Genomic DNA, 19,293 nt, shown 5'->3' on the forward strand with positions numbered 1-19,293 from the left:
TGCGGGGTCTCCACCTAGCGCTAGCTCCCTCAGGACAAGGAAGGCTTCGTCAGCGAAACATCGCACGAAGAAAATGCGTAACATTTTCGAGGAGTCTTCGCCTTTTGCTCCAATCAACAGCTAAAAAATTCACAATTTTAACATTCACCCTAAATTATACATAGTACTAGCCCAACTACCTTGTGCATATAAGTGTACAGAGGGGGGATAAGCATGGTTTTTCTTTATGCAGCAACTATAGGATTTGTCTTATTATTATTTTTATTGATGGGCATCTTTCTCTATAATGTCTCACAAGGACTTAACAAAAAAGACGCCATAGAAATCGATCCTCTGCCTCCAGAACCGACAGAAGAAAATGAATCCATAAACGCAAAATGAAGCAGCCTTCAGAAGGTTGTTTCTTTTTTTATATGGACTTTATAAGGTAAAATAAAAAGAAATAGACATTCAATGAGGTGGCTTACAGTGGATACGATTACCCATACACTTTTTGGGATGACCATATACGGCGCAGTCGACAAGCGCCAAGATGACAAAAGAACGAAAATAGCAATGTTTGTCTCTGCTGTTGGGGCAAGCCAAATTCCGGACAGTGATGTCATCTCCAGCCTCTGGGATACTGAAGGCATGTATCAAATGTGGCACAGAGGTATTACCCACTCATTGTTTATAGTTCCAATTTGGGCATTTCTTTTCTTTCTAATTAGTATCTGGTTTCTGAAAAGAAAAGATTGGCGTTTTCTCTGGGTCCCGCTAATTGCAGTTTTTATCCATAACACATCAGACTTGTTCAATGCTTGGGGTACAGGATACCTAGAGCCATTCTCCACCATAAGAATAACCTTTGGCACCCTCCCCATCGTGGATTTTGTCATCTGGATAATTATTGCTATCGCCTTTTTCGCCAGAAAGCTTTGGAATAAAGAAAGACATCAACTTTATCGATTGGTGTGGGTATTGATAATTGCTCATGTTGCCTTACAAACTAGCCAGGGATATCTGTTATACAAGCAATATGAAGATAAATACGAACAAGTAGCATTGTCTGCAAATTTCTTACCTTGGCACTTTTCTATCATAGGTAAAAATGAACATACCGTGGAAATCTTTGATGATGCACTTTTCACAGACCCTAAATTGCAATACACATTAAAATCCGCAGAAGAAGCCGACCTGGACACACTATTTGCCGAAGTTCCAGAAGCAAAAACCTTATACGAATGGTCTCCATTTGTAGTAATAGTCGATGACAAAGAAAAACTGGGCATCTACGATCCAAGATTCTACCGAAACGGCCAATCATTCCTATTTGAATATATAGAAAAACAGTAAATTTGAAATATTAACATTTCCCACTTGCTTGTTGAAAAAAGTTGCGAGACTCCTGCGGTACTTAATAATTTACAGCTGTGGATTGGAGCAAAAGGCGAAGACTCCTGAGGGAGATAGCGCTAGGTGGAGACCCCGCAGGCTTAGCCGAGGAGGCTCCAGCAGCGCCCCTAGGAAAGCGAAGCCATTTGCGTAAATCCACAGCGTCGTTTGAAGGATATCAGTATTTTTCTTTTTTTTTAGCATTTCATGTATATTATTCTACTAAACTGGGAATACTATCATTAAATACTAAAAACAAACGAGGTGCTAGAAGATGATAGTTTCAAAGAGATACTTTTTAACGGACATGGAACGTGAAAGTGTAGAACAAACATTAACTAACAAAGGCCACCTGCGTGAAGAAGTTCTAGGAATGGATGATGAAGAAATCATTCACATTTTTCAAAAATACATGGTTCAAGAACTAATTACGAAATAAATAGATTCCCTTACAAAACCGTGACAAATGTCCGGTTTTTTAGTTTGTCCAAATTTAAAAATCTTTTTCAAAATTGTTAAAGAACCACAAAAGGCGACCAGTTACCACTCTTGATAACAGATCGCCTATATATATTTAAGGGGGAGATTATATTGTTATTGTGGGCTTAAGCCTTTGATAAGATCTAACCTAGGCTTTACGACTTCAACCTTTATTCCTTTAGCTTTGTACTTATCAACAATCTTCCTAACGTCGATTCCTTTTTTGGCTTTTTCTACAGTTTTTTGCATGTTTCAATCCCTCTATTCATTAGATTTTTGGACTTTCACACATACATATATAATCTATGTTCTACACTAGAACATTTGCTTAACTAGTTTCATTTCTGTTTCTTCCAACTTGCCGTCACGATAATAAGTAACTTTCATCGTATCGCCGATATTCTTTTGGCTATAAAGGAATTTTCTTAAACCAAGTGCGTCCTTTATTTCTTGATCATCTAGTTTAACAATTACATCATATTGTTTAAGACCGGCCTTATCGGCAGGAGAAGTTGGTTCTACTCCTGTAACGACTATTCCACTTTTCACTTCTTCAGGAAGCTTTAAAGTAGACCTTTGTGCTTCAAGAGGAACATCAGATAGGGAAGCTAAGCCGACTCCCATAAACGGTCTCTGTACTTCTTTATGCTTTTCTAGATCTTCGATGATCGGTTGAACAGCACGAATAGGGATGGCAAATCCTATTCCTTCTACTCTTGATTGAGCAATCTTCATGGAGTTGATTCCAATAACTTCCCCACGAAGGTTAACAAGTGCTCCACCACTGTTCCCTGGATTAATGGCTGCATCGGTTTGGATAACATCCGCTTCCCAGTCCGGCTGGCCATTTTGATCTATGTCAACGGGAATAATCCGCTCTTTTCCACTAATGATTCCTTGTGTTACAGATCCAAAAAACTCAAGTCCTAGAGGGTTACCGATAGCAATGACCGGTTCACCAAGAGTGATTGCATCAGAGTCACCGAAAGTTGCAACTTGTTTAATGTTTGCATCATCTACCGTCAAAACGGCCAAATCTGTCAATGCATCGCTACCAATTACTTCAGCCTCCACTCTTGTTCCATCCACCAAGCTTACTTCCACTTTTGAAGCTCCATCAATAACATGTGCGTTAGTTACAATATAAGCTTTACCGTTCTCCTTCTTGTAAACAACACCCGAGCCGGTTCCAGCCTCCTGATCTCCCTGTGCACCTCGTGGGTCAAACAAGGAATTTCCGCCACTTTGTATATTAACTACCCCAACTACAGCTTCAGAAACGTTTTCTACCGCATTTGTGATGTTTGTTTGTATCTTTTCGTATTCCACTTGGTCTGTTTGTACTACCGAATTGGTTTCTACACTAATTGGTGTAGATTCAGCTGCACCTGACTCATTGTTATCCATGTAAAATCCCCAGTCCAAAAGGACAGGTAACATGGCTACAATTCCAAGTGCACCTACCACTCCTCCTGTAACTGCTGCAAACACTACTTTTCCGAAGCTTTTTTCTTTCCTGGTTCTCTTTTGAGTTACATGATCGTCATAATAACCCATACTCTCTTCACCTCATCAATTTTTTATCTACTTTTATTAAACCCTATTAGGATGAAAGTACTCTTAAAGAAAAATGAGAATATGATGAGAAATTTTCAGTTGTGCTACTCTTGTTGTCTTTCTTCAAGTACACCATTTAGTTTAACAATAATCCTTGTCCATTCTCCTTCTATACTTTCCGCTTTAATGGTACCTCTGTAATTAGTCACCATTCTTTTTGCGATGGAGAGTCCAAGTCCTTGACCACCTTTTTCTCTGCTCCGTGCTTTATCAACTCTATAAAAACGATCAAAAACTTTTTCTAGATCATCTTTTGGAATTCCAATACCATAATCTTTTATGGATAATGTAAATTGGTCTTCTATTTGATCTGTAGCAATCTCGACAGTTGTTGAACCTTTAGAATATTTTACTGCGTTATCTAGTAAAATGATGAGAACCTGCTCCAAATGCCTTTCTGCTATGGCTACTTTCATATCACTATTTAAATTATTCTCATACTTAAATGAGAGAGAAGGATAGAGCAAGGTGAATTTTTTTACAACATCTTCAACGACATGGACAGGCTGAATGAAGTCCTCCGCTAATTCCAATCTGTCTGATTCCAATCTGGTGAGTTCCAGCAACTCATAGACAAGCATTTTGAGCCGTTCCACTTCCTGTTGTGAAGCCTTTAGTGACTCTTCCAACACCTCAGGATCATTCTTCCCCCAGCGATTGAGCAGTTTCAGATGTCCCTCTAAGATGGATATTGGAGTGCGTAATTCATGGGAGGCATCCTCCACAAATTGTTTTTGTTTTTGGAAAGAAATTTCTACATCATCCATCATTTCATTGAAAACATTGGACAGATCTGCTATTTCATCCTTTTGGTTTTTATCTTGCGGCACCCGTTCTTTAAAGCCGCGCATTTTAATTCGTTTCATTGTATCCGTGAGCGCTTGGATCGGGGCAAGGAGCTGTTTGGCAATAAGCATACCGCCCACTCCGCTCAAAAGGATGGCTCCTGCACCAGCAGACCAGGTGACAAGGAAAATCAATCCTCGAAGCCGCTCATAATTCTTTAAGTCTCTTATTATTTCTATGTACCCTATAAATCCATTGGTAATCACAGGTTTTCGATGAATGAGATAATGTTTTCCATTGACCTTCACATGCTCAAGGTTTTTACTTTCTACTGGAGTGATAAGTAATTCCCGAGGGAGATTAGTTGCAACTGCAACCAGTAGAGTCCCCTCTCTGTCGATGACACGGATGAGTTCATTCGTTTCATTTACTTTCTCGATAAAACCGCTGCTATTAACTATCTCAGACCTTCCAATAAAAAATGGTTGTTCGGAGAAATATGCTTGTATTTCTTTCATCTTTTCCTGGATATTACGTTCCTCTTGTTCAATCATCCACGTTCTCATTACATAATATTGTACAGAGTTATAGGCTACAAAAAGGACAAATAATACTAATGATGACCAAATAGTAATTTTCCACCTGATTGGCAGTTGCTTTATATATCTTTGCAATTTTATCATTTTCTCATCACATAACCTGTCCCTCGCACTGTTTGGATATAGCTCTCTTCGTTTGGTTTATCAATCTTATTACGCAAATAACGGACATAAACATCCACAACATTTGTTTCAGCGTAGGAACCTAGCTCCCAAACTTTATCTAACAATAGTTCCCTTGTCAGCACCCTGTTAATATTAGTTATGAACACCACAAGAAGGTCGAATTCCCTTTTTGTCAGTTCAATTTGATCTTCTGCCCTTGTGACAGTCCTTGCATCTAGGTCTACTTTCAGCTCTCTAAATGACAGGATATTGTGTGCCTCTTCCTTCTTTCCATCCATACGGCGGAAAAGTGCACGAATTCTAGCAAGTAGCTCCTCAATAGCAAATGGTTTTGACATATAGTCATCTGCACCACTATCAAGTCCCGATACCTTGTCCATCACACTATCTCTTGCAGTCAACATAATAATAGGAGTTTCTTTGGCTGCACGTATTCTCCGACAAACCTCCATCCCACTAAGTCCGGGTAGCATCAGATCTAGCAAGATGATATCCCACTCTTCTTTTAATGCGAGATCAAGCCCCTCTCTCCCATCATAGGATGTGGCAACTTCAAAACCTTCATATTGTAACTCCAACTCAATAAAGCGAGCAAGATTTTTTTCGTCTTCTATTATAAGTACTTTGCACATGGTTGCACCTCCACTTTAAGTGTGGGTTCTATGATTTATTTTAGACGAATCGCCTAATTTTAAGTCTCTCTTTAATACTACCTAAATAATGGTGTTGGTGGGATGAGAATTTGATGAGAATTGAAAGTGTAACGCTGTTGTAACGTTTATGTAAAAATAGGCTAAGTTGCTTGGATGGATACAGCCCTCTTTAACATGGATAAAGATTTTTTATAATGGATAAATTTTTATTACAATGGATATATCCTTCTTTTGCATGGATAAAACTTTTTTACAATGGATAAACCTTTCTGTTCAATAAAAAAAGACAGATTCCCTTATACCAAACTAGGGAATCTGTTCAAGTTCCTTAAATCAGTCGAACCTTTTCATGATTTGGTTCTGATAATCCTTAAAAACAGCTGAATTGGCATCTTTTTTCTTCTTTTGGATAAGTTGCTGAAGCCGAAGCTGTTTTTCAGTCAACCTCTGATTCAAACGAGCTTCCTCCGCTTCATTATGCGCACCATCAATAAGGTCTTCTAGATATTCAATTTCAGTCCTAACTTGTTGTTCTTCCATCATTCCGGAATTCTTCATCATTTTATATGCCATTCTCATTTCTGGAGGTACATTGGATAAGTCCTCAAGTTCCAAACGTTTTCCGTATCCTGGCAGGTTTTCAAATTCTCCATCTTCATATGCCTTTCTGATTTTTTCATCTGTTAGTCGAAAAAAGTCCACCGCGCTCACCCTTTTCCTTTTTGTTACTACCAGTTTACCCCATTTATTTATAAAAGAATGTGTATTTTTTCTGAACATTCTAATAACACCTGCAAAATTTTCTATTGTCGGAAGGCTGTTTGCGCGTTATAATACATGTTTGTGGGTCCTGTGCGGCCGGGTGGGAGAGGGAAACTGAATAAGGTGTTTTTTTATGCTTCAATGGATGAAGAATTCATTTGATTTGGCTGGTCATGAGACGACTTTAAAGCGTGAAATGATGGCCGGAATGATCTCTTTCTTTACCATTGTGTACATTATTGCTGTTAATGCAACGATTCTTGCAGAAGCAGGTATTCCGATGGAAGCCGGAATCATCGCCACTATCCTCACTTGTGTAGTGGGATGTTGGCTGATGGGATTTTGGGCAAATGCGCCAATCATCCTTGTTCCTGGCATGGGAATTAACGCGATGTTTACCTATACGTTGGTTCACTCTATGGGATTAACCTGGCAAGAAGCATTGGGCGTTGTAGTGGTTTCTGGTGTGATAGTAACGATTATTTCGTTTACAAAACTTGCACAAGTGCTGCTCGAGGCGATTCCAAGCTCTTTAAAGCATGCGATTACGGTTGGGTTGGGATTATTTTTAACCCTGATTGGTTTAGAAAAAGGCGGTCTTATAGTAAAGGGTGAAAATTCTCTATTATCATTAGGGGATGTTTCTAATCCTTATGTGGTTGCCACAATTCTTACTGTTATTTTAGCCGTTACGTTATTTATGCGAAATGTCCCAGCGAACTTTTTGATTAGTATCGTTGCTGGTACAATTATCGCTGCTGCTTTGGGAGTGGTAAACTTCTCTGATATTGGTGGAGGAAGTGCTTTACCGTTGGATAGCTATCTTTCCTTATTTGGTGCCGTTTCATTTGCAAAGATTGGAGAGTTCACGTTTTTAGTGGCTGTCTTCTCTTTAACGATGGTTCTTCTGTTTGAGAACATCGGGCTTATTAACGGACACCTGGGAATGATTAACCGCCCTGAAAAGTTCAAACGTTCTTTCCAAGCTAACGGAATCTCCATTTTAACTAGTGGATTTTTCGGTACCAGCCCTACCGTTTCAACAGTGGAAACGGCAGCAGGTATTGCCGCTGGCGGAAGAACCGGTGTAACAGCTATAACGACAGGAAGCTTATTTTTGCTTTCCATTTTTGCGATTCCCTTCATTAAAATAATTCCTGGCAGTGCGATCGCGCCAATCTTGATGATCATCGGTGTACTGATGCTTCAATCAGTGAAACAGATCGACTTCCAAGACCTTTCTGAAGGGTTCCCTGCGTTCCTAGTAATTGTAATGATACCATTCTCTTACTCTATCGCAGACGGAATTGCATTCGGATTCATTGCCTACCCGCTCATGAAGCTGGTGTTAGGCAAAGCAAAAGAAGTCTCCGCCCCACTCTACGTGATTGCGGCACTCTTCTTCCTGACGTTCCTGACAAATGTACATTGATGGTTCGAAGATTGATTTTAGATTAATTGATATATATGAGTAGAAAGATATGAAAAAAAAATCCTTGAGGGGGTCAGACCCCTCAAGGATTTTTTAAATTAGCGTCGAATACTAAATGGTTACACCAAATTTCCCTTTTTTCAAATTCATCCTTCACCGGACAAACGCCTCACGTCGGTCTGAAAACGCATCGACGAGCCATCTTGGATGCATTGGCAAGAGGTCATGCGGCAATTTGTTTGGAGCAAAGAATTCAAGCTCAATCAATGCAGGGTCCTTCTTAGTTGTAGTCCCTCCCGTAATTTCCGCTTCGAAATAGGATGTGACAAACTGAACTAAGCGCCCATCCGGATATTCGAAGGTTTGTGATTCTGGGTCAGAGTACACTCCAATCAGGCGGTACGGATCGACCACCAGTCCTGTATCTTGATACACCTCGCGCACAGCCGCTTCCTCTACTGTCTCCCCTGGCTCAACATGCCCTGCTGGAATGGTCCATAGACCCACATCTGCTCGCTTTTGTAATAAGATTCTTTTTTGTTCATCAAAGATGATCACTGCTACTGCAGGATACATGCTAATCTGTTTTTGTTTATTCATCATAGGAATACTCCTAACACTACTTTTTTACCTAGTCTAACGCGGTCGCACGCCACTTTCAACGGAAAGCCCGAGGCATAGCCAAAAATAGGTCTTTATTCCAAATAAATTATTCCATATTGTTCTTATTTGTGGTTAGATGCTACCAATCTCACTCTCTACCCCCATAAAAAAACCAGCGTCCTATTAAACACGCTGGTTCATTCCATTCATCGTTCGAATCTCTTCTTTTGTCACGTCCGTACCCAGTTCATATATGGCTACGATAATTTTATCAAGGATTAATTGTTGCTTGTCTCGATGTTCCTGGGTGCTTTTTTCATTTAACGGGCTTTTAAATGCATCTGGACTATATTCTGTCCTATGCAGTTCCTCAAAAAGTCTCTCAATCTCATGAATTTCTTCCTGTGTTGCAAGGACTTCATAATATTTAACCTGATCGTCAAATGGTTCCCGGTGAATTTGACCCGTCTCCATTGTTACATAGTACATAAACTTGTCCAACGGAATTCCCTCCTTTCAAACACCATATCATTACGCACTTTTTGTGCTGGTGGACGAGCTTTTTCTTTCTTTATAATAACGGAATCCTTCTTTCACCAATATCGGCAACACCGCAACAAATACTCTTTTAAATAATTTACTCATTCTATCGCCTCCTTGTATTTATAGTGATGTAATACCCGCAGTCTTAACGCATAAAACAAAATCATTTTTTACTAGAGCACATTCAAGAGCATATTATTAGTTTTAATTCAAAGTATTGTGGTATATATTTGTTATACAGGAGATGAACATCACCTGTACATAAATTATACAAAAGGGAGAGATTTGATTGAAGAAGTTACGTTTATTGATTGCAGGTATCGCAAGTATTTTGGCATTTTCGGTATTAGGAAGCTTTGCAAATGCAGATGACCAAGCAATGGTTCGTATCATTCACGCTTCACCTGATGCCCCGGCAGTTGATGTTTATGTAAATGGCGAAGCAACAGTGGAAAATGCAGAATTCAAAGCAGCTACTGATTATATGAACCTGCCAGCAGGAACGCACAAAGTGGAAATCTATGCAGCTGGAACAATGGGCGAAGCAGATCCGGTTATCGCTACTGATTTAACAGTTGAAGCAGGAATGTCTTATACTGTTGCAGCAATCAACACAGTGGAAAACCTTGAATTATCCGTTACAACTGATGACAACATGGTAGCGGAAGGCCAATCAAAAATTCGTGTAGGTCACTTCTCACCTGATGCACCTGCAGTAAATGTTGGATTAATCGGTGGAGATGACGTATTCTCTGGTGCTGAATTTAAAGCAGTAACAGATTACATGACACTAGATGCTGGAACGTATGATTTAGAGGTTCGTACTGCTGATGGTGGAGAGCAAGTATTAGACTTGTCTGGTACAATGCTTGAGGAAAATAAAGTTTACTCTGTGTATGCAATCAACACAGTAGACAGCATTGAAGTACTATTACTAGAAGATAACACGATGATGCCAAGCGAAATGCCTCAAACAGGTATGGGTGGCGCTTCCCAATCTAATGGAATGAACTCTTGGGCTTTGATTGCCGGTCTTCTAGTGGTTGGGGCAGCGGTTGTTGGAGTGCGTCGCTTTGCGGCACAAAAATAATAGAAAATTAATTGGTCTGGTGGGAAGCCTTCTGGTCTTCTCCACAGCATGCACACCTATTGCACAAAATGAAGCTGACACAAATCTTCCGCCGGAGTCTGTCAAAGCTCCGGCGGAAGAAATAGCTTCACAGGTAGATGAGAATACTATTAAACCAGTCGAAGAAAATCAAACAGGGCAAAGCAAAACGGAAAGTGCAGCTCCTCCCAAAGGCATCATTCCCACTAGGCTCACCATTCCTGCCATCAATGTTGATGCAAATGTGGAACCATACGGACTCGATGAATCTGGTGCAATGGCTGTTCCTGAAGACGGGGAAACTGTCGCTTGGTTTGAACCTGGAACAAAACCTGGTGCAAAAGGAAATGCAGTCTTGGCTGCACATGTTGACGACTACACTGGCCCCGCCATTTTTTTCTATTTGAAAGATTTGGAGATTGGGGACGAAATTATTGTGGAAGATGGTAACCAAACCTTGACCTTTGTTGTCACAGGAAAGGAAGCCTATCCTTACAATCAAGCACCGATTCGGACCATTTTTGGACCAACAAACAAGCAACAACTAAACTTGATTACTTGTACAGGTCTATATGATCGTAAAACAAACAACCATCAAGAACGGCTGGTTGTCTATACGGAATTAAAAGAAACCTGAAGCTTCTCTATATAAGAGAGAACTTCAGGTTTTTTAATAGGTTTTTATAGAGAAGGTGATCTTTCCTTCTTCAGATTCACGATAGGTAATACCTGAAGCATCAAATGAAGAAAGGAGCACTTCTTTTTCTACTGCTTCAAGCTTTTCAAGTTCAGACAACTTTTTCTCGATGTCTTCTTCCCTCAGCCTAACATTCTGCTGATATTGATAAAAAAACATATACCTGGCAGTTATTAACCCCGCTGCTGCTTCGTGATGCTCTTCCCAATTTAGTGGAAAAGACAATTTACTTGCAGTAATCATAAGGGTACGAAATTCCTGTTCCTCTTCTTTGGAAAAAGGAGAAACGTCCCCATTCTTCAGAGCATGTTCCACAGATTCGGAATAATGTTTACTTTTTATCAAAAGTTGATTCATTTCATTTACATAATTCGCTACTTCTTCCTGACTCTTTACCTTCATCCCATCATAAAAGCTTAGAAAAGTGATGGTCCCCACAATTAGGGCCAACGCCATTAAGAAAAAAGTAACCGTCCTAGGATTGATATCCCAAAAGCGATCGTCTTCTAGTTCTTCTATTTCCCTTTGCTCATTACGAAAAATCATAGGCAGTATATCCCCGTTTTTTTCTAGAATATAACATAACTCCCCAGTAAAATCCATGAGTTTCTATTAGTTTAATAGTGTATCTACTCTTTACATGACACCTTAAAATATTACCATATTATTCTAGTCACCTCACCCCCACAAAACGACATTCTTCGTAGAAAGTATATAAGAGACCTAAACTAACTAACTAAAAAGATTGGGTGAATGAATTATGTTTTCAACAACTGAAATTGGGATCGACTTAGGTACAGCGAATACGCTGGTTTATAGTAAAAGTAAAGGGATTGTGTTCAATGAACCGTCCGTTGTAGCAATTGATTTAGAAACAAAAGCCGTGCTTGCTGTTGGGACAGAAGCGAAAAACATGATTGGTAAAACACCAGGCAGAATTGTGGCAGTTCGACCATTAAAGGATGGCGTTATCGCAGATTTCGACATCACGACTAGCATGTTAAAGCAAATTATGAAAAAAGCGGGCAAAGCGATGGGCTTCTCCATCCGTAAGCCTAGTGTAGTTGTATGTACACCATCTGGCTCCACATCCGTTGAGCGTCGTGCGATTCAAGATGCTGTAAAAAACTGTGGTGCAAAGCATGTACATTTGATTGAAGAGCCTGTAGCGGCTGCCATTGGTGCAGACTTACCTGTTGATGAGCCTGTGGCAAACGTGGTAGTGGACATCGGTGGAGGTACAACTGAGGTTGCCATCATCTCTTATGGCGGTGTGGTATCTTGTAACTCTATCCGTGTAGGTGGAGACCAATTTGATGATGATATCGTGCACCACGTTCGCAAAAATTACAACCTTTTAATTGGTGAGCGTACTGCTGAGCAAATCAAAATGACAATTGGTTATGCCCTAGTGGACCACGAGGAAATCACAATGGAAATCCGCGGTCGTGACCTTGTAACAGGTCTACCAAAAACAATCGAACTGCACTCTACTGAAATTCAAAAAGCAATCAAAGAATCTTTATTGCACATCCTTGAAGCAATTCGTTCAACACTAGAGGATTGCCCTCCTGAACTAAGTGGAGACATTGTGGACAGAGGGGTTATCATCACTGGTGGCGGAGCTCTGTTGAACGGCATGCAGGAATGGTTAAGCAATGAAATTGTTGTGCCTGTGTATGTTGCACCAAACCCATTAGAGTCTGTTGCGATAGGTACAGGAAAATCGTTGACTGTTATTCATAAGTTGCAAAAGGCTGCTACTTGATTAAAAAAAATTAGATAAAAACCGAGCTCTTCTTAGGGCTCGGTTTTTGTTTGTTAATAAACCTATTGTATTTTAGTTGTTTGGGTAACCGCCGCTGTTGATTTCCGCAAATGGCTTCGCTTTCCTAGGGGCTGATGAGAGCCTCCTCGGCTACGCCTGCGGGGTCTCCACCTAGCGCTATCTCCCTCAGGAGTCTACGCCTTTTGCTCCAATCAACAGCTATAAATTACGATAACGAAAAGTTAGTGCGTTTTAAGTTAACTGTTATAAATAATTTTCATAATAAAAAAGCCCCTTCCCATCCATGGGTAGAGACCTCGTTCAATACAATCTATCCTGATAAAAATAATTCGGCAGCACTATTTTATTCTCATACGACTTATGAAAGATATGTGTCGCAGCAGGAGACACTGGTGGAATCAACCATGCCCATTCTCCTGTTACATGTCGGCAACTCTCTGCTTCCCTCTCTTCAAAATGCTTAAATTGCATCGCTGCCGTATGATGATCGACAATGCTGACGCCCTTTTCCTTAAAGGAGTGGACCACCGCTACATTCAGCTCTATCAGCGCCTTATCCTTCCACATCGTCGCATTCGTACTCATATCAAGCTCCATAAGAGAAGCAACTTTTGGGAGCATATTGTATCTATCAACATCGGCAAAATTTCTCGCACCGATCTCTGTTTCCATATACCAGCCGTTAAATGGGGCAGCAGTATAGTGAATGCCACCGATCTCTAATCGCATATCGGATATTAATGGAGTTCCATACCACTTTAATCCCAAATCATCAAACCCAGGCATAGTAGGGTGCACGATCGGCACTTCAAGCACCATGTCATCTGGTATGGTAAATAGTTTTGGCTCCGCTCCATCCACCTGCACAATCAATGGCAAAATATCAAAGTGGGTCTTGGCACCTTCCCATCCTAGTTCCTGACATTTCCTCGTAAAATCAATTGATGCAGGGTCCCCGATAATTCCGTAATCGGTCTCATATCCAGCGTATCGCAAGAGTTGATGATTCCATATACGCAACTGCTTCCCTTCTTCTTTTTGCTGGCGAAAAACAGTGATAGCAGGCTTTATTTTTCCATTATTGGTTGCAAATTCAATGTGATGCATCAACGCTTCTGCAATATCTGTTTCGTCTTCTAAGTGTCGACGGTCTATTACATGTAACGAATTCCAAAATAGCCTGCCTATGCAACGATTGCTGTTGCGCCAAGCCATTTTTGCACCATGTGACAACTCTTCATATGTATGTTCATAATATCCATAAAGGTCTATTTCATCTTTTATCAGCTGCAATCTGGAATTCATTTCGTCCTCGGATTTTCCCAATTCCTGATAACATTGCAGGATGAATTCCTCTGCCTTTTTCGTAAGAACTTCCTTTTTTTCTAACAATATGTCCACCTCAACTAAATTTCCCTTCTTCTATTGTAGCTTTTTGGCATAGGAAATGGAACTTTTGGGTGCTGGTAATAAATAGGGACAGGTCCCTTACCCGCTAATGGGTCGAGGGACCTGTCCCCAAAACTCACTTCGTCACTAATTGTTTAAAGTTCTGTCCTAATATTTCTTTCATATTATGGACGGTAATAAAGGCCTGCTCGTCCGTTGCACCGATGAACTTTTTCAATTTAGAGAAGTCTTTTTTATTCAAAATGGTGGTAATTACTTCTTTTTCATCAGAGGTAAAGGCACCTTTTGCATAGTGTATGGTTGCCCCACGGCCCAACTGCCCCACGATATACGAGCGAATCTGGTCACTTTCACTACTAATGATGACCACTTCACGCATTTCGTTGACCTGCTGAAGCACATAGTCAATAACCAAGCCATTTAAAATGACGCCGAATACGGCATACATCCCTACTTCCGGTCCGAAAACCAATATGGAAGATAAAGCTATAAAGATATCTGCCAACAGAACGCCGCGACCCATATCAACCGAAAAATATTTGTTTAAAATCAATGCAATAATATCGGTTCCACCTGTGGATGCACGCTGATTGAATACAAGCGCCATTCCAAGAGCTGCAATACATTGACCTATGATCAATTGTATTAAAATGTCCTCACTAATTGGCCCGCTAATAGGAAAAAGAGCCTCTAAGAGCCATACCATTACAGACAGCATCACACTGGCATAGATCGTTTTTGCTCCAAACCCGAATCCAAGCAGTAAAAAACCCACAACAAATAAAAGCAAATTGACGATCAACATTAACACACCGATAGAAACCATCGGGAACACATCGTTTAATATAATGGATAGTCCACTTACTCCCCCTGTTGCCAAGCTATTGGGAGAGAGAAAAAAGTGTACATGTATCGCTACAAAAAGAGGACCTACGTGCAAGAATAAAAGTGTTTTTAAGTGTTTGTTCATACCGGTCAGCCTCCCTCTAGTATTTTACAGTCTAGTTGGGATTATAAAGACCATGACCAAGCATGTAAACACATAAAAAAGAAGTTGCACAATTGAAAGCGGATTAATTCTTTTCACGTGAAACAAACGTTTGTTTAAACATTTCTTCTCGCTTAAACGCAAGCCACTGAAAAACTTAAAAATATTATGTTATTAGTGAATTCTAGCTGTTGATTGGAGCAAATGGCGAGGACTCCTCGAAAATGCTACTCATTTTCTTCGTGCTATGTATCGCTGCGGAGCCTTCCTTGTCCTAAGGGAGATAGCGGTAGCTAGAGACCCCGCAGCAGATCAAGTAGGCTCAAGCACCACCCCTAGGAAAGCGAAGCCATTTGCGGAAATTAACAGCGGTGTCTAAACAATATCTTAAATAAGAGATTCTTTCAGTGGCCTCCTTAAACAGAGGGAGAATCTATCCGTTTCAACCACAAGGTGACATGGATCTTGTTGCATACAGTAAAATAATGCATCAACGTTAAAAGCACCATCCCCGTATTCATTCCGAGGATCACCCCGTTCATTTGCAGACTTGGGAGTGAACCTAGAAGAAACATAAGTATGAATGAAGTACATGTTGACCAGATGGAGTGTAAAAGAGCATCCTTGATTAACCCTAAACCAATCAAATATGCCTGTAATGGCGAGACAAACAAATGAAAGAGAAAGAAAGGCCATAATAGTTGCACATAAGATGCAGCATGGGAATTTTCAAAAAAGACATTGGTCAGCGGAATAGCAAAATGATAAAAAACCATCACAATAGGAATGCCATAAATAAAGGTGATAATCATCACTTGCTTTAAAAGCCTCTGCATCTTCCTGAAATCGTGATTCGCATGAGCCTCAGACACTGTTGGAATAAGGACTATTAACAGAGAGTGGGCAATAAATCCAGGAAAAAACCCAATAGTCAGCGCCACCCCTGCAAGAAGCCCAAACTCCTCCAGTGCGATTGTATGGCTGAGTCCTGCTTTTACTAGCGCTATCTTAATAAGAAAAGGTTGAATCGCATTGGTGACGGCATGGAAAAGTCTCATCCCAGTTGTAGGAATGGAGACCTCAAGCAAGCTCTTCCTCACTGTCCTTCCATCAATTTGGGCGGCAGCCTTCGTTTTTAATTCAATATACTGGAGCCTGTACATATAAAGAAGATACAAACAAACAATCAGCTCCGTCGCCACCAATGTGCAAAGAGCAATCAGAATGGAAACCTCCAACGTAAAATGAAAGAAGTGATATACAAGAACAAGTAGACTCAGTTGCACAATCTTTCTTAAAAAGTTAGAGATTGCGATTTTCCCCATATGCTGTAGACCCATAAAGTATCCTCTTGCGATAGATGAGAAGGAAATGACCGGTATCAAAATCAGAATCAACCATTTTACAAGTGGATGGTAATGCTGAAAAACCGGAACAAATGGCAGAATGATAGCTGCAACAAACAGCACCATCAGGGTAAAAACAATGGTCAGCCTCATGGCATGATGGAGCATGCTTTGATGATACTTCTCTTCTTTGGCAGCGACAAATTTGGAAATTGAGATTGGCAATTCCAAACTCGAAATGACCACTACCAGAAAAATAACTGGCAGGACAGACATATAAAGCCCCATGCCTTCTTCTCCAAGGTTTTTCGCCAATACCATATTTACGATAAATTCTATGCTTTCTCCTAGAAAGGCGGCGATTGCCAGAAGGAGTGTCCCTTTGAGAAATTTATTCATAGCCAAAATTGTCCCCTCTCTCCAACTCTCACTCATGAAAATCCATTTCCTATTTTATGAGACAAGTTGTGAAAATATGGCTGGAAGTTGTGAGTCATTCTACTTATTCTTTATCCTGGCATATTAGGATGGTTATGTATGTTCGACAAAAGGAATAGTAATAGTAGAGAGAAGAAAGGAGTGTTTCAGATGTGGAGACTTTTGTTGAACATCGCAGCATTTATATTGGTCATAGTTGTAAATTATCTTGCTAATGCCCTTCCGCTTAATGGACTTACTACAGGTGATATCGCCAACCGAATTACCGTTCTTTTTCAACCAGCAGGCTATGTATTTTCCATCTGGGGTTTAATTTATCTTTTGCTAGGTATATGGGTCATTCGTCAGGTACCCAAATCACGTAGAGACCTGCCGATATATGTGAACACCAGTGGTCTGTTTGTCTTAAGCTGCTTATTGAATAGTGCATGGGTGGTACTGTGGCATTACGGATTCTGGGTGACAACGGTGGTTGTGATGATTAGCTTATTGCTAACACTTATCGCACTATATACGAAAATGCGCGCATCTAACCCCGGCAAGCTGGATTTTGCAACGTTCTCCATTTATCTTGGCTGGATTAGTGTCGCAACCATTGCCAATATCAGTTATGTTTTGGTTGAAAAGGGCTGGGATGGATTTGGATTATCAGATGTGACATGGACGGTCATCATGCTTGTTGTGGCCACGCTTTTGGCAGTCTGGTTCCGAATTTCTCAAGGCGATTGGATTTATCCGCTTGTGTTCGTATGGGCATTTATTGGAATCGGTGTGAAGAATATGGAGGAGTATAGCAATGTCGCTTATGTTGCGTATGCCCTGTCTGCGGTGATCTTGGTAATGACGTTGCTTGGGGGTAAGGTGGGTAAGAAAGAGTAGTTACATTTTCATATGATTTCGAACAGTATTGATTTGTATGAATGCGGACAATGTTTCCACATTTTTAACCGGGAGGGCGTCATTCGTACTCTATGAGGACAATGTTTCCTCCTTTTTAACCGTGGAGGGCGTCATTCGGCTCCTATGAGGACAATGTTTCCTCCTTTTCAACTGCCGGGGGCGTCATTCGCTCTCTATGAGGACAATGTTCCCTCCTTTTTAACCGTCGGGGGCGTCATTCGCTCTCTATGAGGACAATGTTTCCTCCTTTTTAACCGTGGAGGGCGTCATTCGCTCTCTATGAGGACAATGTTTCCTCCTTTTTAACCGTCGGGGGCGTCATTCGCTCTCTATGAGGACAATGTTTCCTCGTTTTCAACCTTCCAGGGCGTCATTCGCTCTCTATGAAGACAATGTTCCCTCGTTTTAACCGTGGAGGGCGTCATTCGTACTCTATGAGGACAATGTTTCCTCCTTTTTAACCGCGGAGGGCGTCATTCGTTCTCTATGAGGACAATGTTTCCTCCTTTTAACCGTGGAGGGCGTCATTCGCTCTCTATGAGGACAATGTTTCCTCCTTTTTAACCGTCGGGGGCGTCATTCGCTCTCTATGAGGACAATGTTCCCTCCTTTTAACCGTGGAGGGCGTCATTCGCTCTCTATGAGGACAATGTTTCCTCTTTTTCAACTGCCGGGGGCGTCATTCGCTCTCTATGAAGACAATGTTCCCTCGTTTTCAACCTTCCAGGGCGTCAGTCGTCCTCTATGAAGCCATCCCAGCTTTTCACTCGCGGTGGGAGTCATTCCTTAAAGCAAGTCTAAAAGGGAATACGCAACTCTTCCTTTTAGACTTGCTCCACCATAAAAATTACCGTGAACTCCCCTATCCCTTACGCATTCGGTATATTTCCTTCGCTCGCAAGTATACACCGTAATCTGCACCAAACTTTTCTTCTATCCAATACCGCATCTGCTCGTCGGTCAATTCTTCTTCCACATGTGTTTGATCCTTAAATCGTCGAATGGAATTTTCCCGCAATTGATAAGGGACCCCATCAATATAACCAAACATCCTCAGGCTATGAAAGGAAAACCCCTCCTCCCAATTATGAGAATCTAGCAGAGGGACCTTCACTTCATCAAATGTAACAGGGTTTAATCCTAACGATTTCGTAGGGCCTGGGGTACGCTCTACCAATGCCTCATCCCCGTTTACCTGATAACGGAAGGTCTCCATATCCGTACACACTTCAAAAGAGGTATGTAAAGGAAACGCCTCAAAAAACGGGGCACAGTAACCAACATCCACATAATAGGGTTGATCCAACTCTACCTGTAAACAAAGATGTCCTGGAGTCATATACAAGTAATCGACTTTAAACCCAAGCTCATTCAGCAAATAATGAAAACCAATTGCCAATGTCCAGCAAGTACCACCTGTCCCCGTCTTTATCACTCTGTCTACATATTCCTCCATACTAGGCAGATATAAATCCTCCTGCTTCCTTTCCTCAAAATCGAGGAACTTTGTCCATGTTTCCCATCTTACCTTTGTCTGGTGAGCAGTAATCAATTCATTTAAAAATTCAAGACTCGTTTCTTTTTCCTCTACACCTAAATAATCCAAGAATCTATCTTTTAATCTCATTTTCTTACCTCCAAT

20 protein-coding genes are annotated in these 19,293 nt (G+C 40.8%); 8 read left to right on the forward strand and 12 right to left on the reverse strand.

Annotated features, from left to right (window positions below; translation table 11 throughout):
• The first annotated feature begins 213 nt into the window (after window positions 1–213).
• The 3 genes from HC179_RS19885 to HC179_RS19895 all read left to right on the forward strand — a co-directional run bounded on the left by HC179_RS19885 (window position 214) and on the right by HC179_RS19895 (window position 1,813).
• On the forward strand, window positions 214–381 hold the full coding sequence (locus HC179_RS19885) for a hypothetical protein (RefSeq protein ID WP_168865934.1): 168 nt from the start codon (window positions 214–216) through the stop codon (window positions 379–381).
• Between the two features lie 87 nt (window positions 382–468).
• Window positions 469–1,335: a metal-dependent hydrolase gene (locus tag HC179_RS19890; protein ID WP_168865935.1), complete on the forward strand. Its 867-nt coding sequence runs from the start codon at window positions 469–471 to the stop codon at window positions 1,333–1,335.
• A 313-nt stretch (window positions 1,336–1,648) separates the two neighbouring features.
• Window positions 1,649–1,813, forward strand: a complete 165-nt coding sequence (locus HC179_RS19895) for a hypothetical protein (protein ID WP_168865936.1) — start codon at window positions 1,649–1,651, stop codon at window positions 1,811–1,813.
• Window positions 1,814–1,968: 155 nt separating this feature from the next.
• Here the strand turns inward: HC179_RS19895 and HC179_RS21250 are convergent, their stop codons facing one another.
• From HC179_RS21250 to HC179_RS19915, 5 genes are all read right to left on the reverse strand, one after another.
• On the reverse strand, window positions 1,969–2,103 hold the full coding sequence (locus HC179_RS21250) for a hypothetical protein (protein WP_010191666.1): 135 nt from the start codon (window positions 2,101–2,103) through the stop codon (window positions 1,969–1,971).
• A gap of 66 nt (window positions 2,104–2,169) precedes the next feature.
• A complete protein-coding gene (locus tag HC179_RS19900) occupies window positions 2,170–3,411 on the reverse strand; it encodes a S1C family serine protease (protein ID WP_168865937.1) in 1,242 nt (413 codons plus the stop codon).
• A gap of 104 nt (window positions 3,412–3,515) precedes the next feature.
• On the reverse strand, window positions 3,516–4,940 hold the full coding sequence (locus HC179_RS19905) for a sensor histidine kinase (RefSeq protein WP_168865938.1): 1,425 nt from the start codon (window positions 4,938–4,940) through the stop codon (window positions 3,516–3,518).
• Window positions 4,937–5,614, reverse strand: coding sequence for a response regulator transcription factor (locus HC179_RS19910; RefSeq protein WP_168865939.1), 678 nt, complete (start codon window positions 5,612–5,614; stop codon window positions 4,937–4,939). Before HC179_RS19910 ends, HC179_RS19905 begins: the two co-directional genes overlap by 4 nt.
• Window positions 5,615–5,968: 354 nt before the next feature.
• Window positions 5,969–6,415, reverse strand: a complete 447-nt coding sequence (locus tag HC179_RS19915) for a DnaJ family domain-containing protein (protein ID WP_240948598.1) — start codon at window positions 6,413–6,415, stop codon at window positions 5,969–5,971.
• Between the two features lie 115 nt (window positions 6,416–6,530).
• Here HC179_RS19915 and HC179_RS19920 point away from each other — a divergent pair, with 115 nt between their 5' ends.
• Complete coding sequence (locus HC179_RS19920) at window positions 6,531–7,829, forward strand: NCS2 family permease (RefSeq protein WP_168865940.1); 1,299 nt, start codon at window positions 6,531–6,533, stop codon at window positions 7,827–7,829.
• A 153-nt stretch (window positions 7,830–7,982) separates the two neighbouring features.
• Here the strand turns inward: HC179_RS19920 and HC179_RS19925 are convergent, their stop codons facing one another.
• Entirely contained in the window at window positions 7,983–8,432 is a 450-nt protein-coding gene (locus tag HC179_RS19925; protein ID WP_240948599.1) for an NUDIX domain-containing protein, read from the reverse strand.
• A gap of 183 nt (window positions 8,433–8,615) precedes the next feature.
• The gene (locus HC179_RS19930; protein ID WP_168865941.1) at window positions 8,616–8,933 is read right to left on the reverse strand and encodes a hypothetical protein; all 318 of its coding nucleotides are present in this window, start codon (window positions 8,931–8,933) and stop codon (window positions 8,616–8,618) included.
• Window positions 8,934–9,264: 331 nt separating this feature from the next.
• Here HC179_RS19930 and HC179_RS19935 point away from each other — a divergent pair, with 331 nt between their 5' ends.
• Both HC179_RS19935 and HC179_RS19940 read left to right on the forward strand, forming a co-directional pair.
• Complete coding sequence (locus HC179_RS19935; protein WP_168865942.1) at window positions 9,265–10,065, forward strand: DUF4397 domain-containing protein; 801 nt, start codon at window positions 9,265–9,267, stop codon at window positions 10,063–10,065.
• The gene (locus HC179_RS19940) at window positions 10,049–10,720 is read left to right on the forward strand and encodes a class F sortase (RefSeq protein ID WP_168865943.1); all 672 of its coding nucleotides are present in this window, start codon (window positions 10,049–10,051) and stop codon (window positions 10,718–10,720) included. Before HC179_RS19935 ends, HC179_RS19940 begins: the two co-directional genes overlap by 17 nt.
• A gap of 33 nt (window positions 10,721–10,753) precedes the next feature.
• Here the strand turns inward: HC179_RS19940 and HC179_RS19945 are convergent, their stop codons facing one another.
• Entirely contained in the window at window positions 10,754–11,326 is a 573-nt protein-coding gene (locus HC179_RS19945; RefSeq protein WP_168865944.1) for a hypothetical protein, read from the reverse strand.
• 214 nt (window positions 11,327–11,540) lie between these two features.
• On the opposite strand from HC179_RS19945, the gene mreBH reads away from it, so the two are divergent.
• On the forward strand, window positions 11,541–12,548 hold the full coding sequence (mreBH, locus tag HC179_RS19950) for a rod-share determining protein MreBH (RefSeq protein ID WP_168865945.1): 1,008 nt from the start codon (window positions 11,541–11,543) through the stop codon (window positions 12,546–12,548).
• A 321-nt stretch (window positions 12,549–12,869) separates the two neighbouring features.
• Here mreBH and HC179_RS19955 read toward each other — a convergent pair whose 3' ends face one another.
• The 3 genes from HC179_RS19955 to HC179_RS19965 form a co-directional block, all read right to left on the reverse strand.
• Window positions 12,870–13,961 carry a nitric oxide synthase oxygenase gene (locus tag HC179_RS19955; RefSeq protein ID WP_168865946.1) on the reverse strand — a complete coding sequence of 364 codons (1,092 nt, stop codon included), beginning with the start codon at window positions 13,959–13,961 and terminating at the stop codon, window positions 12,870–12,872.
• A 133-nt stretch (window positions 13,962–14,094) separates the two neighbouring features.
• Window positions 14,095–14,949 carry a YitT family protein gene (locus HC179_RS19960; RefSeq protein WP_168865947.1) on the reverse strand — a complete coding sequence of 285 codons (855 nt, stop codon included), beginning with the start codon at window positions 14,947–14,949 and terminating at the stop codon, window positions 14,095–14,097.
• Window positions 14,950–15,383: 434 nt separating this feature from the next.
• Complete coding sequence (locus HC179_RS19965; RefSeq protein WP_168865948.1) at window positions 15,384–16,712, reverse strand: polysaccharide biosynthesis protein; 1,329 nt, start codon at window positions 16,710–16,712, stop codon at window positions 15,384–15,386.
• Window positions 16,713–16,901: 189 nt separating this feature from the next.
• On the opposite strand from HC179_RS19965, the gene HC179_RS19970 reads away from it, so the two are divergent.
• Window positions 16,902–17,630: a TspO/MBR family protein gene (locus tag HC179_RS19970; protein ID WP_168865949.1), complete on the forward strand. Its 729-nt coding sequence runs from the start codon at window positions 16,902–16,904 to the stop codon at window positions 17,628–17,630.
• Window positions 17,631–18,513: 883 nt separating this feature from the next.
• Here the strand turns inward: HC179_RS19970 and HC179_RS19975 are convergent.
• Window positions 18,514–19,278: an arylamine N-acetyltransferase gene (locus HC179_RS19975; protein ID WP_168865950.1), complete on the reverse strand. Its 765-nt coding sequence runs from the start codon at window positions 19,276–19,278 to the stop codon at window positions 18,514–18,516.
• Window positions 19,279–19,293: the final 15 nt, after the last annotated feature.

Origin of the sequence: Bacillus sp. RO1 (assembly GCF_012524115.1) — a bacterium.
In the GTDB taxonomy this organism is placed as follows: Bacteria; Bacillota; Bacilli; order Bacillales; family Bacillaceae_I; genus Sutcliffiella_A.

Coding starts and splice junctions, on each gene's coding strand:
- HC179_RS21250 (WP_010191666.1), bottom strand. CDS start 2,103: ATGCAAAAAACTGTAGAAAAAGCCAAAAAAGGAATCGACGTTAGGAAG.
- HC179_RS19905 (WP_168865938.1), bottom strand. CDS start 4,940: ATGATAAAATTGCAAAGATATATAAAGCAACTGCCAATCAGGTGGAAA.
- HC179_RS19975 (WP_168865950.1), bottom strand. CDS start 19,278: ATGAGATTAAAAGATAGATTCTTGGATTATTTAGGTGTAGAGGAAAAA.
- HC179_RS19910 (WP_168865939.1), bottom strand. CDS start 5,614: ATGTGCAAAGTACTTATAATAGAAGACGAAAAAAATCTTGCTCGCTTT.
- HC179_RS19900 (WP_168865937.1), bottom strand. CDS start 3,411: ATGGGTTATTATGACGATCATGTAACTCAAAAGAGAACCAGGAAAGAA.
- HC179_RS19945 (WP_168865944.1), bottom strand. CDS start 11,326: ATGATTTTTCGTAATGAGCAAAGGGAAATAGAAGAACTAGAAGACGAT.
- HC179_RS19915 (WP_240948598.1), bottom strand. CDS start 6,415: ATGTTCAGAAAAAATACACATTCTTTTATAAATAAATGGGGTAAACTG.
- mreBH (WP_168865945.1), top strand. CDS start 11,541: ATGTTTTCAACAACTGAAATTGGGATCGACTTAGGTACAGCGAATACG.
- HC179_RS19885 (WP_168865934.1), top strand. CDS start 214: ATGGTTTTTCTTTATGCAGCAACTATAGGATTTGTCTTATTATTATTT.
- HC179_RS19960 (WP_168865947.1), bottom strand. CDS start 14,949: ATGAACAAACACTTAAAAACACTTTTATTCTTGCACGTAGGTCCTCTT.
- HC179_RS19895 (WP_168865936.1), top strand. CDS start 1,649: ATGATAGTTTCAAAGAGATACTTTTTAACGGACATGGAACGTGAAAGT.
- HC179_RS19925 (WP_240948599.1), bottom strand. CDS start 8,432: ATGATGAATAAACAAAAACAGATTAGCATGTATCCTGCAGTAGCAGTG.
- HC179_RS19920 (WP_168865940.1), top strand. CDS start 6,531: ATGCTTCAATGGATGAAGAATTCATTTGATTTGGCTGGTCATGAGACG.
- HC179_RS19970 (WP_168865949.1), top strand. CDS start 16,902: ATGTGGAGACTTTTGTTGAACATCGCAGCATTTATATTGGTCATAGTT.
- HC179_RS19965 (WP_168865948.1), bottom strand. CDS start 16,712: ATGAATAAATTTCTCAAAGGGACACTCCTTCTGGCAATCGCCGCCTTT.